At 67.5% G+C, this 13351-nt stretch carries 15 protein-coding genes; 8 read left to right on the top strand and 7 right to left on the bottom strand.

Translation table 11 applies throughout. The features are described 5' to 3' along the window. A complete protein-coding gene (locus ACGHN1_RS03310) occupies nt 1-732 on the bottom strand; it encodes a class I SAM-dependent methyltransferase (protein ID WP_390548297.1) in 732 nt (243 codons plus the stop codon). Between the two features lie 72 nt (nt 733-804). On the opposite strand from ACGHN1_RS03310, the gene mutM reads away from it, so the two are divergent. The 4 genes from mutM to ACGHN1_RS03290 all read left to right on the top strand — a co-directional run bounded on the left by mutM (nt 805) and on the right by ACGHN1_RS03290 (nt 4834). Beyond that, a complete protein-coding gene (gene mutM / locus ACGHN1_RS03305; protein WP_390548295.1) occupies nt 805-1620 on the top strand; it encodes a bifunctional DNA-formamidopyrimidine glycosylase/DNA-(apurinic or apyrimidinic site) lyase in 816 nt (271 codons plus the stop codon). A gap of 162 nt (nt 1621-1782) precedes the next feature. Further along, a complete protein-coding gene (gene rpsT, locus ACGHN1_RS03300) occupies nt 1783-2043 on the top strand; it encodes a 30S ribosomal protein S20 (protein ID WP_390548293.1) in 261 nt (86 codons plus the stop codon). 515 nt (nt 2044-2558) lie between these two features. After that, nucleotides 2559-3971, top strand: a complete 1413-nt coding sequence (dnaA, locus tag ACGHN1_RS03295; protein WP_390548291.1) for a chromosomal replication initiator protein DnaA — start codon at nt 2559-2561, stop codon at nt 3969-3971. Nucleotides 3972-4057: 86 nt separating this feature from the next. Next, nucleotides 4058-4834 carry a HesA/MoeB/ThiF family protein gene (locus ACGHN1_RS03290; protein WP_390548289.1) on the top strand — a complete coding sequence of 259 codons (777 nt, stop codon included), beginning with the start codon at nt 4058-4060 and terminating at the stop codon, nt 4832-4834. Here the strand turns inward: ACGHN1_RS03290 and ACGHN1_RS03285 are convergent. Continuing rightward, nucleotides 4823-5536 carry an NAD-dependent deacylase gene (locus tag ACGHN1_RS03285; protein ID WP_390548287.1) on the bottom strand — a complete coding sequence of 238 codons (714 nt, stop codon included), beginning with the start codon at nt 5534-5536 and terminating at the stop codon, nt 4823-4825. The genes ACGHN1_RS03290 and ACGHN1_RS03285 overlap by 12 nt on opposite strands. A 35-nt stretch (nt 5537-5571) precedes the next feature. Here ACGHN1_RS03285 and dapB point away from each other — a divergent pair, with 35 nt between their 5' ends. From dapB to nth, 3 genes are read left to right on the top strand one after another with little or no spacing between them, the layout of a single operon-like run. Beyond that, the gene (dapB, locus tag ACGHN1_RS03280; RefSeq protein ID WP_390548286.1) at nt 5572-6300 is read left to right on the top strand and encodes a 4-hydroxy-tetrahydrodipicolinate reductase; all 729 of its coding nucleotides are present in this window, start codon (nt 5572-5574) and stop codon (nt 6298-6300) included. Nucleotides 6301-6308: 8 nt separating this feature from the next. Beyond that, nucleotides 6309-7118: an ion transporter gene (locus tag ACGHN1_RS03275; protein WP_390548284.1), complete on the top strand. Its 810-nt coding sequence runs from the start codon at nt 6309-6311 to the stop codon at nt 7116-7118. A 6-nt stretch (nt 7119-7124) separates the two neighbouring features. Continuing rightward, the gene (gene nth / locus ACGHN1_RS03270) at nt 7125-7775 is read left to right on the top strand and encodes an endonuclease III (protein ID WP_390548282.1); all 651 of its coding nucleotides are present in this window, start codon (nt 7125-7127) and stop codon (nt 7773-7775) included. A gap of 56 nt (nt 7776-7831) precedes the next feature. Here nth and ACGHN1_RS03265 read toward each other — a convergent pair whose 3' ends face one another. Genes ACGHN1_RS03265 through dapE form a run of 3 tightly spaced genes read right to left on the bottom strand, consistent with a single transcriptional unit; the run spans nt 7832 to nt 11141 of the window. Beyond that, a complete protein-coding gene (locus ACGHN1_RS03265) occupies nt 7832-8614 on the bottom strand; it encodes a class I SAM-dependent methyltransferase (protein WP_390548280.1) in 783 nt (260 codons plus the stop codon). Next, on the bottom strand, nt 8611-9960 hold the full coding sequence (locus tag ACGHN1_RS03260; RefSeq protein WP_390548279.1) for a dicarboxylate/amino acid:cation symporter: 1350 nt from the start codon (nt 9958-9960) through the stop codon (nt 8611-8613). Before ACGHN1_RS03260 ends, ACGHN1_RS03265 begins: the two co-directional genes overlap by 4 nt. A 29-nt stretch (nt 9961-9989) precedes the next feature. Next, nucleotides 9990-11141: a succinyl-diaminopimelate desuccinylase gene (dapE, locus tag ACGHN1_RS03255; RefSeq protein ID WP_390548277.1), complete on the bottom strand. Its 1152-nt coding sequence runs from the start codon at nt 11139-11141 to the stop codon at nt 9990-9992. A 29-nt stretch (nt 11142-11170) separates the two neighbouring features. Between dapE and ACGHN1_RS03250 the strand changes: the two genes are divergently transcribed. Continuing rightward, complete coding sequence (locus ACGHN1_RS03250) at nt 11171-11638, top strand: cupin domain-containing protein (protein ID WP_390548275.1); 468 nt, start codon at nt 11171-11173, stop codon at nt 11636-11638. Here the strand turns inward: ACGHN1_RS03250 and ACGHN1_RS03245 are convergent. Continuing rightward, nucleotides 11635-12528, bottom strand: coding sequence for a S1/P1 nuclease (locus tag ACGHN1_RS03245; RefSeq protein ID WP_390548273.1), 894 nt, complete (start codon nt 12526-12528; stop codon nt 11635-11637). The two genes, ACGHN1_RS03250 and ACGHN1_RS03245, sit on opposite strands and share 4 nt — an antisense overlap. Further along, nucleotides 12489-13172: a glutathione S-transferase family protein gene (locus tag ACGHN1_RS03240; RefSeq protein WP_390548271.1), complete on the bottom strand. Its 684-nt coding sequence runs from the start codon at nt 13170-13172 to the stop codon at nt 12489-12491. Before ACGHN1_RS03240 ends, ACGHN1_RS03245 begins: the two co-directional genes overlap by 40 nt. Nucleotides 13173-13351 lie beyond the last annotated feature (179 nt).

Below are 13351 nucleotides of genomic sequence, written 5' to 3'. Positions count from 1 at the left end.
TCAGATTTTCCATCCCGAATGGATCGCCACGAGCCCGCCCATGATCGGCTCGACCCTGGTCTGCGCAAAACCCGCCTCGCGGATCATCGCCTCGAATTGGGGCATCGCAGGGAAACGGCGGATCGATTCGATCAGATAGCGATAGCTGTCCTCGTCGCCGGCGATGGCCTTGCCGATCTGCGGCACCAGCTTGTGCGAATAGAGATCGTAGGCTTCCCTGAACCCCGGCCATTCGGTGGTCGAGAACTCGAGGCAGAAGAAGCGCCCGCCGTGCCGCAACACCCGGTGCGCCTCCGCCAGCGCCCGATCGATCCGCGTCACGTTCCTTATCCCGAAGGCGATCGTGTAGGCATCGAATGTGCGCGAGGGATAGGACAGCACCTCGGCATTCTGGCACGACCAGGCGAGCCCGGTGATTCCCTTCTCCAATGCCCGTTCGATGCCGACGTCGAGCATGTCCTGGTTGATGTCGGCGACGGTCACCTCGGCCCCGCGCGCCGCCATGCGGAAGGCGATGTCGCCGGTGCCGCCCGCCATGTCGAGCACCGCCTCGCCCGGCTGCGGCTTCACCCGCCGCACGAAGCGGTCCTTCCACAATCGGTGCATGCCCCCCGACATGGCATCGTTCATCACGTCGTATTTCGCCGCGACGTTGGAGAAGACCGCGCCGACGCGGCGGGTCTTTTCCTCGGGGGCGACCTCTTCGTAACCGAAGGAAACGCTCTCGCTCATGGCATGGCTCTCATGCGGGCGGCCTTACGGACAATTGCAGGCGCGGCAAAGGGTGTTAGGAGCGGCCCCGCCATGCCCGAACTGCCCGAAGTCGAAACCACCGTGCGCGGTCTGGCACGCCATCTGGAAGGGGCGATGATCACCGCGGTGCGGGTCAATCGCCCCGACATGCGCCGTCCCTTCCCGCCCGACCTCGTCCAGGCGCTGACCGGGGCGCGGATCACCGCGCTTTCCCGCCGCGCGAAATACGGGTTGATCCACACCGATCGCGACCGCGTGCTGGTGTTCCACCTCGGCATGAGCGGGCGCTGGCGGATCGATCCCGAGCGCCGGGAGAAACACGACCATCTGGAGATCGAGACCGCGGACCATCGCTTCGCGCTCAACGATCCGCGGCGCTTCGGTTCGGTGGATCTGATCGATGCCGATGGCCTCGAAAGCTGGCAGGCCTTCGCCGCGATGGGGCCCGAGCCGCTGGGCATTGGGCTGACTGCCGAGCACCTTCGCGCGGCGACGAAGGGCCGCAGCCAGGCGATCAAGACCCTGCTGCTCGATCAGCGCGTGGTCGCCGGGCTCGGCAACATCTATGTCTGCGAAGCGCTGTGGCGGGCCGGAATCCATCCGCGCAAAGCCGGCGGCAAGGTCACCATGCCCCAGCTGCGCCGGCTGGTGCCCGCGGTGCGCGAGGTACTCGAGCAATCGATCAGCGACGGCGGATCGAGCCTGCGCGATTTCGCCCGGCCCGATGGCGAGCTCGGCTATTTCGCCACCCGCTTCGATGTCTACGGGCGCGAGGGGCAGCCGTGTCACCGGGCAGACGGTGGAACGATCCGGCGCGCGGTGCAGGGCGGGCGCAGCAGCTGGTTCTGCCCGCGCTGCCAGCGATGAGGCGCCTGCGCAGCCGGTAGCGCGCGAATTTCTTGACGATTCGGCTGCGCGCCCCTATGAGGCCCGCTTTCCGGCGGTCATACGCCGACTTTCGACAGAACGAATTACGATCCGGTCGCTTCGCCGCGGCCCCGACGATAACGCGACAGACCAAGGACGAACATGGCCAATACGCCGCAAGCCAAGAAGCGCATCCGCCGCAACGAGAAGCGCGCCGACGTTAACACCGCGCGCATGAGCCGCATCCGCACCTACCTGAAGCAGGTCGATGCCGCCGTCGAAGCCGGCGACAAGGACAAAGCCGCCGAGGCGCTGAAGGCGGCGCAGCCCGAGCTCGCCCGCGGCGTCGCTCGTGGCGTGTTCCACAAGAACACCGCGGCGCGCAAGATGAGCCGGCTTTCCAAGCGAGTCGCCGCGCTCTGATTCGCTGCCCGCCGGGTCTGCCGGCGGCTCTCATTTCGTGATCGCAATCGGGGTCGGTGCCAACAGGTACCGGCCCTGTCGCTTTTCGGTATCCGGATCGCAACCGACCTGTCACCTCGCGCAGGGGCGATTGGCGGAAAACCCGCGATTCGCTTTGCCGGCCGTGCTGAAAACCAGCAAAAACAGGCACATCAACGCACGCCTGCGGGGTCGCAACCTGTCAATTAATTTATTTCAGGTTTTTTACGTTCCCCACACTTGCGACTCGTTCGAAACGCGACTTAGAAGATGGCTCTGCCCGGGGCGGGACAGCCCGGGCTTCACAATCTGAACCGACCAAGGGGGCTCTCCGAAATCGGACGATTCCGGAGAGGGCGGAGCCATGTCTGGTGCTCCCCGGCAAGCGCAATTCGGTTCGCCAGCACGGGCGAACCGGTCGAGACGGGTGACAGCGGAAGATGAGCACGTTCGGACATTCGCACAGGCCGCAAAAGACAAAGACAGGCGAGGAATCGATGGAAGATCTTGAAGCGGTGAACCTGGCGGCGGATTGGGCGGACATCAGCCAGGGCCTGCGCAAGGATCTCGGACACCAGCTCCACAGCCAGTGGATCAAGCCGATCCAGGTCGGCGGGCTCGACAAGGAGACCGGCACGCTCGCGCTCTACCTGCCGACGCAGTTTTCCGCCGACTGGGTGAAGGATCGCTTCGCCGACCGGCTGGGCCTGGCGTGGAAAATCGCCTGCAGCGAAGTGCGGCGGGTCGAGATCGCGGTTCATCCGGGTCGCCGCCAGGTCGCCGACCTGCGCTTCCACACCGATGGCCGCCGCCCGGCGAACGACGGGGCGGACAGTTCGATGATGGCGATCGCCGCCGACACCATCGGCGATGCCGGTTTCACCACCAGCGTCGGCCTCGACCCCTCGCTGACCTTCGCCGCCTTCGTCACCGGCGAGGCGAACGTGCTCGCCTGCAACGCCGCCCAACGCATGGCGGCGGCGGAGAAGCCCCAGTTCAGCCCGCTCTACCTCAAGGGCGCGACCGGGCAGGGCAAGACCCATCTGCTCCACGCCATCGGCCACAATTTCCTCGCCAGCCATCCGCGCAGCCGCATCTTCTACTGCAGCGCCGAGCGGTTCATGGTCGAATTCGTCCAGGCGCTGAAATCGAACCAGATGCTCGAGTTCAAGGCCCGGCTGCGCAGTTTCGACCTGCTGCTGGTCGACGACATCCAGTTCATCATCGGCAAGGCGAGCGCGCAGGAAGAACTGCTCTACACGATCGACGCGCTGCTGGCCGAAGGCAAGCGGCTGGTGTTCGCCGCCGACCGCGCGCCGCAGGCTCTCGACGGAGTCGAACCGCGGCTGCTCAGCCGGCTGTCGATGGGCCTCGTCGCCGACATCCAGGGCGCCGACATCGAGCTGCGCAAGAAGATCCTGCATTCCAAGCTGACCAAATTCGCGCCGCTCGAAGTGCCAGAGGACGTGCTCGGCTTCCTAGCCCGCACGATCACGCGCAACATTCGCGAGCTGGTCGGCGGGCTCAACAAGCTGATCGCCTATGCCCAGCTGACCGGGCAGGAAGTCTCGCTGCAGCTGGCCGAGGAGCAGCTGACCGACATCCTCTCGGCCAACCGCCGCAGGATCACCATCGACGAGATCCAGCGCACGGTGTGCCAGTTCTACCGCATCGACCGCTCCGAGATGAGCTCGAAGCGCCGCGCGCGCGCCGTGGTCCGGCCGCGGCAGGTGGCGATGTACCTCTCCAAGGTGCTCACCCCGCGGTCCTATCCCGAGATCGGGCGCAAATTCGGCGGGCGCGATCATTCGACGGTTATCCACGCCGTCCGGCTGATCGAGGATCTGCGCCAGCGCGACGCCGATATGGACGGCGATGTGCGCAGCCTGCTGCGCCAGCTCGAGAGCTGATCCCTCCCCATCTCCTGCACCGCTGATCGACAGGGCTGTCCACGGTCCTGTCGACAGGCGGTGCACAGCCTGCCAACGGGTTTTCCATGGCTTTCTCGCCCGAGCGCCTCGACCGGTTCGCCCGGCATATCGTCATCCCCGAGATCGGCGGGGCCGGGCAATTCGCGCTGGCCGAGGGGCATGTCGCGCTGGTCGGGCTCGGCGGCATCGGCTCGCCCGCGCTCCAATACCTCGCCGGGGCCGGGATCGGGCAGCTGACCCTGATCGACGATGGCGATGTCGAGCTCACCAACCTCCAGCGTCAGACCATCTACACCGAACGCGACATCGGCCACGGCAAGGCGGTCGCCGCGCGCCAGTGGTGCGCCGATTTCGACCGGCAACTGAACGTGACCATCAGCGACGCGCGGATCGCGACTGAGAACGCCGGCGCGCTCATCGGCGAGGCCGATCTGGTTCTCGACGGGACCGACAATTTCGCCACGCGGCTCGCTGTCTCCGATGCCTGCGTCGCCGAGGCAGTGCCGCTGCTCTCGGCCGCGGTCGGCCGCTTCCAGGGGCAGGTCGGCGCCTTCGCCGGGCACCTTCCCGACCAGGCGTGCTACCGCTGCTTCGTGGGCGATGCCTTCGATGCGGACGATTGCGACAGCTGCGCCGAAGACGGCATGCTCGGCGCAATGGCCGGCTGGGTCGGCAGCTTTGCGGCGATGCAGGCGGTGCGCGTGCTTCTCGATGGCGTCGCCAGCCTGGGCGATCCGCAATGGGGCCGCGTCCATCTGCTCGACGGGCTCGCGCCCGCCATGCGCAGCTTCGCCATCCCGAAGGATCCCGCCTGCAAGGCCTGCGGCGGCTCAGCCGGCTAGCACCTCGTCCACCCATGCGGGCACCAGCGCGCCCGCCGGACCGTGGCGGTGTTCGTCGAACCAGCGCGAGCCTTCGCTCGGATCGAGATTGAGCTCGAGCGTCCTCGCACCATGCGCGGCAGCCTCCTGCACGAAGCCGGCAGCGGGGTAGACCGCGCCCGAGGTGCCGATGCTCACGAAGAGATCGGCGTTTGCGAGCGCGGAATAGATACGCTCCATCTGGTAAGGCATCTCGCCGAACCAGACGACATCGGGGCGCAGCGCAGCCACACCGCAAGCGCTGCAATTCGGCCTATCGAGCATGGTCCCCGCGAACCGTTCCCGTGCGGCGCAGTTCGCGCACAATGCGCTCAGCAATTCGCCGTGCATGTGCAGCACCCGCTTCGCCCCGGCGCGCTCGTGCAGATCGTCGACGTTCTGGGTGACGATCAGCAGGTCGCCCCGATCGCCCTGCGCAAACGTCGCATCCAGCCGCGCCAGCGCGCGGTGCGCGGCGTTGGGCTCGACCTTCGTCAGCGCGGCGCGGCGCATGTCGTAGAAGCGCAGCACCAGATCGGGATCGCGGGCGAAACCTTCCGGCGTCGCCACATCCTCGACCCGGTGCTGCTCCCACAGGCCGCCGGCATCCCGAAAGGTGTCGATCCCGCTTTCCGCGCTGATCCCGGCTCCGGTGAGGACCACGATGTTGCGAATATCGCCCATGGAGGCCATGAAGCACGAGCGAGCAGGGAGAAGCAATGGCGCGCATCGGCATCATCGGCGGCGAAGGCCGCATGGGGCAGGCGATCGCGGCCCTGCTCGGCGAGACGGATCACGAATGGGCCGGCGGCGTCGACCGCGGCGAGGATGTCGCGCGGCTGGCGGACGGCAGCGACGTGCTGATCGACTTTTCCTCGCCCGGCGCCCTCGCGGCCACGCTCCACGCGGCCATCGGCGCGGGCATCCCGGCGGTGATCGGCACCACCGGGCTGAGCGAAGAGAACCATCAGGCGATCGACGAGGCGGCGCGCGCGGTGCCGATCCTGCAGACCGGCAACACCTCGCTCGGCGTCACGTTGCTGGCGCATCTGGTCGAGGAGGCGGCGCGGCGGCTGGGGCCGGACTGGGATATCGAGATCACCGAGATGCACCACCGGATGAAGGTCGATGCGCCGAGCGGCACGGCGTTGCTGCTGGGCGAGGCGGCGGCGCGCGGGCGCGGAATCGACCTCGCGGAGAATTCCGAACGCGGGCGAGACGGGCAGACCGGTGCCCGCGAGCGCGGCACCATCGGATTCGCGGCGCTGCGCGGCGGCACGGTCGCCGGCGAACACAGCGTCATCCTCGCCGGGGAGCAGGAGCGGATCGCGCTGACGCATCATGCCGAGGACCGGGATATCTTCGCCCGCGGAGCCCTGCGGGCCGCCGAATGGCTGATCGGCCGCGAACCGGGCCGCTACACGATGAACGACGTGCTGGCGCTGTAGGCCTGCCGGTGACCCTGCGCGCCCAACTCCACCGGCAACTGGCGATCGGATCGTGGCCCGACGGCAAGCTGACCGGGCTCAACATCTTCCTGATCTGGACCATCCTCGGCGCGCTCGGCATCGCCGTGATTGCGACCGAGCCGGCGATCCACGAGCCGTGGCGTTCCGAAATCCTGATAGCGGAAATGGTCTTCGGCGCGGTCTTCCTGCTCGAATACCTCGGACGGGTCTACGCCGCCCCCGAACGCGAGGGACCGGGCTCGGCCTGGGGCAAGCGGCTGCGCTTCATGCTCTCGCCCATCGGCCTGATCGACCTTGCGGTGGTGATCGTCAGCCTCGCCCCGATGTTCGTCGCCAATGCCGCGGTACTGCGCCTCGTGCGCCTGCTGCGGATCGTCTCGATCCTGAAGTTCGGGCGCTTCTCCGCGGCGATGCGCGAGATCGGCGGGGCGCTGAGGGAGCGCAGCTACGATCTGCTGGTTTGCGCCACGCTGGCCTTCGTGCTGATGCTGATCGGCGCGACCGGGCTCTATTGGGTCGAGGGGCGCATCCAGCCCGATTCCTTCGGCAGCATCCCGCGCGCGCTGTGGTGGGCGGTGATCACGCTGACCACGGTGGGCTATGGCGACGCCTATCCGATCACCACCGCCGGGCGCTTCATCGGGGCCTTCGTCGCGGTCGGCGGGGTGCTGCTTGTGGCGCTGCCGACCGGCATCTTCGCTGCCGCCTTTTCCGACGCCATGCAGCGCCGGCGCGAGGCACTGGCCAGGGCGGTCGAAGAGATGCAGGGGACGCCGGACCAGATTTCCCGGCCCTGAGAGACGATGACCAAGGACCAGATCTTCGAATTCTTCCGCCGGCTGGCGGAGGACAACCCGGCACCCGAGACCGAGCTCGAATACGGCAATGCCTACCAGCTGGTGGTGGCGGTGGCGCTATCCGCGCAGGCGACCGATGTCGGAGTGAACAAGGCTACGCGGACGCTGTTCGCCGAAGTCGAGACGCCGCAGCAGATGCTCGCGCTGGGCGAGGAGGGTCTGAAGGACCACATCAAGACCATCGGCTTGTTCAATTCCAAGGCCAAGAACGTCATCGCGCTCTCGCACTTGCTGGTGGACGAATACGGCGGAGAGGTGCCGGCCACCCGCGAGGACCTCGTCCGCCTGCCCGGCGTGGGCCGCAAGACCGCCAACGTCGTGCTCAATTGCTGGTTCGGGCAGGAGACCTTCGCGGTCGACACCCACATATTGCGCGTCGCCAATCGCACCGGCCTTGCCAAGGGCAAGACGCCGGAAGCTGTCGAAGCCAAGCTGGAAAAGCGCGTCCCCCAGCCCTTCCGCCTCCACGCGCATCACTGGCTGATCCTGCACGGCCGCTACGTCTGCAAGGCCCGCACTCCCGAATGCTGGCGCTGCCCGGTGGTCAACCTATGCAGCTACCGGAAGAAGGTGCTGGAGAGGCCGAGGGGGCGGTAATCCGTGCCCACTTGCGAGACGGATGACGGACTTCGCAAGTATCGACGGGACGACCTCTAGGTCGCCTGGGAGATGACCAGTCGCAGCGGCCCATTGAAAAAGGGCTGCGAACGCAGATGGCCAAATTTCCGATCCCAGCGACCGCTTTCCAGATCGTCCGACAAATGCCGGACGAAACGCTCGACCGCGGCTTCGGGCACAAGGCTCCAACTCGAACATGCCAATCGCGCGTCCGCATCCAGAAACGCTTCGGGTCGGCCGTAATAGGCCTCATTGAAGCCGTCCTTGCAATCCAGGGGAACCGGTACGGGGTCGACCGTGACCGACCCGCCCAGCGCCGCCGTGATGCGCTCGATCGGGGGGAAGCGCTTCGCCTCCATTTCCCTTACCTCGGGGATGTAGTCGCTGAGCCAGTAGTCCATCATCGACGCCGGATCGCAGACAAGCAGAACGACGGGACCGCGCGTAACCCTTCGCATCTCGGCCAGCCCTCTCTCGAGGTCCGACCACTGATGAACCGTGACCGATGCCATTGAGGCGTCAAAACTGTCGTCTTCGAAAGGCAGATCCTCGGCTACCGCGTCGATCGCGACAGCGAGATGAGGCGGACGTTGGGCCCGCATGGAGGCCGATGGTTCCACTGCCGTAACATCCCGGTCCGCCGGTTCGTAGGACCCTGCTCCCGCACCGACGTTCAACACGGCTCTCGCATTGCCCAAGGCGCGGTTGATCTGCGCCGCGATGGCGGGATCGGGCTGACGGAAGCGGCTGTAGGTGCCACCGATCTTGGCGTAGTCGACATCCCCCGCGCTGCCATCGGCGCGCCGTGTTTGGTTCACGGTTCGTCCCTCCGCGCCGACATCGCCTCCCCCTCCTCCGCCATTTCCGGCGACAGCGTCGAGATCGTCTGCGCCGCCACCAAGTCGCCGACCACGTTGAGCGTCGTGCGGCACATGTCGAGGAAGCGGTCGACGCCGAGGATCAGGCCGATGCCTGCCGGATCGACACCCACGCCCACCAGGATCAGCGCGATCACCGGGAGCGAGCCGCCGGGGACGCCTGCGGTGCCGATGCCGGCGAGGATGCAGATCAGCATCACGAAGGCTTGGTCCATCAGCGACAGCTCGATGCCGAAGAACTGGGCGAGGAACAGCACCGTCACCCCTTCGAACATGGCGGTGCCGTTCTGGTTGGCGGTCGCGCCGATGGTGAGGACGAAGCGGGCGATGCGGCGGGGCAGGCCGAGTTCGTTGTCGGCAACTCGCAGCGCGGTGGGCAAGGTGGCGTTGGAGCTGGCGGTGGAGAACGCCATCACGCTCGCCTCGCGCGTCTGGCGGAAGAAGGCGAGCGGGCTCTTCTTCGCGACGAATTTCAGGATCATCGGGAAGACGCCGAACATCTGGATGCCGAGCGCCAGCAGCACCACGCCGACGAAGGCCGCGAGCTTGAAGAGCAAGTCCCAGCCGAACTGCGCGGTGAGATTGAACATGAAGCAGAAGATCGCGATCGGGGCGAGCTGGATGACGAAGCCGATCAGCTTCATCGCCACTTCGAACACGCCCTCGATCGCATCCTTGAGCACGCCGCTCTTGGGGGTCTTCACCAGCAGCAGGCCGATCCCGAAGAACAGCGCGAAGAACATCACCGCGAGGATGTCGTTCGAAGACATCGCCTCGACGATGTTGTTCGGCACGATCGCCACGACCTGGTTGACCCCGGCCTCGCTCTCGGCGCTCGCCGCGACGATGCTCGAAGCGCCTTCCGCGCCCTGTTCGAGCAGTTCCTGCGCGGCGGCAGGATCGATGCCGTCGCCGGGGCGGATGAGGTTCACCAGCGCCAGCGAGATCACCACGGCGATCGACGAGACGACAACGGTGTAACCCAGCGTCTTGAGACCCACCCGGCCCAGCGAGCGCGCCTCGCCCATTTCGGCGATGCCGACCACCAGCGCGCTGAAGAGGAGCGGGATCACCAGCATGAACAGCAGGCGCAGGAAGATCTGCCCGATCGGGTTGGTAACGTAGGCCACCACGCTCTCGACCCAGGCGGCATCGCGGGCGAAGGTGTAGACCAGCAGGCCCGATGCGAGGCCGAGCACGAAGCCCAGCAGGATGCGCCACTGGAGCTTGCCGTAGTCGGCGGAGCTACCTTCTGCGGCGATTTCCGCGGTGTCCTGGCTGGTCATTGGTGTTCCCGTCCCCCCTTTCTGTGCGCCTAGACTTGCGCCAATGCCGCCCGGGCGACGTGTGCGTAGATGCGGCTTAGCGCATAAAGGTCAGCCACCGCCACCGCCTCGTCGGTCTTGTGCATGGTGGCGTTGACCAGGCCGAATTCGATCACCGGGCACAGGCTGCGCAGGAAGCGCGCGTCCGACGTGCCGCCGGTGGTCGAGGGTTCGGGATCGATCCCGGTCTCGGCCTTGACCGCCTCGGCGATGATGGCGCTGAAGGTGCCCGGCGGGGTCAGGAAGGGTTCGCCACTGACGATCGGCAGCGCCGTGCCGCCGTGCTTTTCGGCGATGGCGACGACCCTCTCGGACAGCGAGGCACCGGAATGCGTGTCGTTGAAGCGGATCGAGATGCGCGCCCGGGCGGTGGCGGGAATGACGTTGTGCGCGCGGTTTGGAATGTCGATCTCGGTCATCTCGAGATTGCTCGGCTGGAACCAGTCCGTGCCCCGGTCCAGCTCCAGCGCGTCGAGTTCGGCGAGGATGCGCACCAGCGCGGGGATCGGATTGTCGGCGAGGTGCGGATAGGCGACGTGGCCCTGCGTCCCCTGCACTTCCAGCCAGATGTTGACCGAACCGCGCCGGCCGATCTTCATCATGTCGCCCAGCCGGTTCACCGACGTGGGCTCGCCCACCAGGCACAGGTCGGGTCTCTCGCCGTGCTCGCGCATCCAGTCGATCAAGGCGCGGGTGCCGTGGAGCGCGGGGCCTTCCTCGTCGCCGGTGATGATGAGGCTCACCGTTCCGGCCTCGGCCGGCACTTCGGCAACGGCAGCGACCATGCAAGCGATCGCCCCCTTCATGTCGACCGCGCCGCGGCCGTAGAGCAGATCGCCCCCGGGACTCGCGCGCACTTCGGGATCGAACGCCTCGCTGCTCCAACCGGCACCCGGCGGCACCACGTCGAGATGGCCGGCGAAGGCGAAGTGCCGCGATCCTGGCGGGCCGCTGCGGATGGCGAAGAGGTTCTCGACCGGCTCCTCGTCGCTGCCCTCCTCGCCGTCACCGCGGGTGAAGCGAGTCACTTCGAAGCCGAGCGGGGCCAGCATCGCCTCCATCGCATCGAACACCGCACCCCTGGCCGGAGTGACGCTGGGCGCGGCGATCAGTCGCTTGGCGAGGTCGAGAACGTCGGTCATACAGCGCGCGCTAGCAGGAGAGTTCGCCGATGCCCAAGCTCGATCTCGATGCCATTCCGCAGACCAACGCCACCGGCTATCCCCCGCCCTACGACGCGGACGTTCAGGGGCGCTGGTATCGCCGCCTCGCGCCGGTCGCCGGATTGACGAAGCTCGGCGCGAGCCACGTCACGCTGGAGCCCGGAGCCTATTCCTCGCAGCGTCACTGGCACCGCGAGGAGGACGAGCTGGTGGTGATGATCGCCGGCGAGGCGGTGCTGATCGAGGATGCCGGCGAGACCGCGGTGCGCCCCGGCGACGTCCTCGCCTGGCCCGCGGGGGTTCGGAACGGCCACCGGCTGCACAACCGCTCGGACGCGCCCTGCGTCTTCGTGGCCATCGGCGCGGGGGACCGCGCTGCCGATTCGGGCGAGTATCCCGACATCGACCTCACCTTCGATGCGCAAGGGTATGCCCGCAAGGACGGCGCGCGGTACGACACGACGCGGCCCGCCTAGTCTTCCCCGGGCAGCGGCCCCGGCGCGAAGGCGGCGTCGAGCCCCTCGGCGATGCGCAGCCCCGCCTGGGTCACGCGCCGCTCCGCCACCGGAATCGCCACGACGATGTCCTCCTGCGTCAACGCGGTCTCCTCCGGCACCTCGAGGCAGGGGCGGCAGTCGAAGGCGTTGGGATAGACGAAGTCGCGCGCGGTCTCCCAGCTCTCGCGGCCCCAGTCCGCCGGGCCACCGCCGCCCAGAGCGGCGCGTTCGGCCGCCGTGTAGACCCGCACCAGACCCGGCCGCGCCGCGCTGATCGCGCGTTCGGCGAGCGGACCGTCCCAGATCCAGTGGAGGTTGAGCCCCGGCGCGATCCCGTAGGCCACCGTCCGGTCGTTGCCGCCGCGATCCTCGAGGTCGCCCGAATGGAGCGGCATGTGGATGTCGCCGGCGAAGTGGACGAAGAAGGCCAGCGCCTGCAGCCGCACCGGATCAGGCAGGCTCTCGTCGGCTAGGATGCGCAGGTTGCGGGTCACCTGCGCGCTGACGCAATTGCCGCCCGAGCAGTTCTTGCGATCGGAGTATTCCTCGGTGATCGGCTCGGTCTGGTAGTGCCAGGCGGCGGTGTAGCCCCAGCGCCAGCCCTCGCCGCGGATGCAATCGGGCCAGACCGCGGCATCCTGGATGGTCGCGAGCGGGCAGTCCGGCGTGCCCAGCAGCGGCGCGGCGCGCAGCAGCCGGGCGATCCCGGCGCGCGTTTGCGGGCGCACATTGGCCTCGGCGATGTCCGCCGTGACCGTATGCGCGTAGAAGCCCCAGGCCGACGCCGGGAGCGGCACCGCCAGTGCGAGGAGCGCCAGGGCGGCGGCGATCAGACCGCCGGCGCGCTTTCGTATTGTTCGATGACCCACTCTTCGTTCTCCGAGGCCGCGATCCAGCCCTGCATCCATTCGTGTTCCCACACCGCCTGCATGTAGGCGGCGGCAAAGCCGGGGACGGCGATCTGATAGCTGATGAAACGGCTGACGACGGGGGCGTAGAACACGTCCGCCGCGCCAAAGGTGCCGAACAGGAACGGCCCGCCGCCGCCGAACCGGCTGCGCGCCTCCGCCCACAGGCCGAGGATGCGCAGGATGTCCGCGCGGCAGGGATCGGAAGGCGCGAACCCGTCGAACTTGCGGCGCACGTTCATCGGGCATTCCGAGCGCAGCGCGACGAAGCTCGAGTGCATTTCCGCGGCCAGCGCGCGGGCCATGCCCCGGGCGATCTCGTCCTTGGGCCAGAAGCGCTCGCGCCCGACCTTGTCGGCGAGGTATTCGAGGATCGCCAGGCTGTCCCACACCACCGCCTCGCCGTCCCACAGGATCGGCACCTTGCCATGCGAAGGCTGGGTCCCGCCGCCCGCGGCATCGAGATTGCCGGCCGCAAGCTCGTCCCACGCCTCGCCGCCCATCGGCACGACGATCTCCTCGAATGCGAGGCCCGACTGCTTGGCCGCGAGCCAGGCGCGCAGGCTCCAGCTCGAGTAGTTCTTGTTGCCGATGATCAGCTTCATGGCGCTGCCCCCGTGGTTCGAACCGCGCCCTAGGCGTTCATCCCGGCGCTGTCGACGCTGAACGGTGTTACAGGTGTTACACGGTCCAGGGATCGAATACGCAGCTTCCAGTTCCTGCAGGAGCCGCTCGAATTCACGGCGCGCATCGGAGGGCGTCGGGATAGTCATGGCACCGGTCT

The sequence above is a fragment of the Qipengyuania sp. MTN3-11 genome (assembly GCF_042851825.1).
GTDB lineage: Bacteria > Pseudomonadota > Alphaproteobacteria > Sphingomonadales > Sphingomonadaceae > Qipengyuania.
Note: the sequence above shows the minus strand (reverse complement) of the source record. Positions and strands in the feature narration are given on the sequence as shown.

Coding starts and splice junctions, on each gene's coding strand:
- ACGHN1_RS03310 (WP_390548297.1), bottom strand. CDS start 732: ATGAGCGAGAGCGTTTCCTTCGGTTACGAAGAGGTCGCCCCCGAGGAA.
- mutM (WP_390548295.1), top strand. CDS start 805: ATGCCCGAACTGCCCGAAGTCGAAACCACCGTGCGCGGTCTGGCACGC.
- rpsT (WP_390548293.1), top strand. CDS start 1,783: ATGGCCAATACGCCGCAAGCCAAGAAGCGCATCCGCCGCAACGAGAAG.
- dnaA (WP_390548291.1), top strand. CDS start 2,559: ATGGAAGATCTTGAAGCGGTGAACCTGGCGGCGGATTGGGCGGACATC.
- ACGHN1_RS03290 (WP_390548289.1), top strand. CDS start 4,058: ATGGCTTTCTCGCCCGAGCGCCTCGACCGGTTCGCCCGGCATATCGTC.
- ACGHN1_RS03285 (WP_390548287.1), bottom strand. CDS start 5,536: ATGGGCGATATTCGCAACATCGTGGTCCTCACCGGAGCCGGGATCAGC.
- dapB (WP_390548286.1), top strand. CDS start 5,572: ATGGCGCGCATCGGCATCATCGGCGGCGAAGGCCGCATGGGGCAGGCG.
- nth (WP_390548282.1), top strand. CDS start 7,125: ATGACCAAGGACCAGATCTTCGAATTCTTCCGCCGGCTGGCGGAGGAC.
- ACGHN1_RS03260 (WP_390548279.1), bottom strand. CDS start 9,960: ATGACCAGCCAGGACACCGCGGAAATCGCCGCAGAAGGTAGCTCCGCC.
- dapE (WP_390548277.1), bottom strand. CDS start 11,141: ATGACCGACGTTCTCGACCTCGCCAAGCGACTGATCGCCGCGCCCAGC.
- ACGHN1_RS03250 (WP_390548275.1), top strand. CDS start 11,171: ATGCCCAAGCTCGATCTCGATGCCATTCCGCAGACCAACGCCACCGGC.
- ACGHN1_RS03240 (WP_390548271.1), bottom strand. CDS start 13,172: ATGAAGCTGATCATCGGCAACAAGAACTACTCGAGCTGGAGCCTGCGC.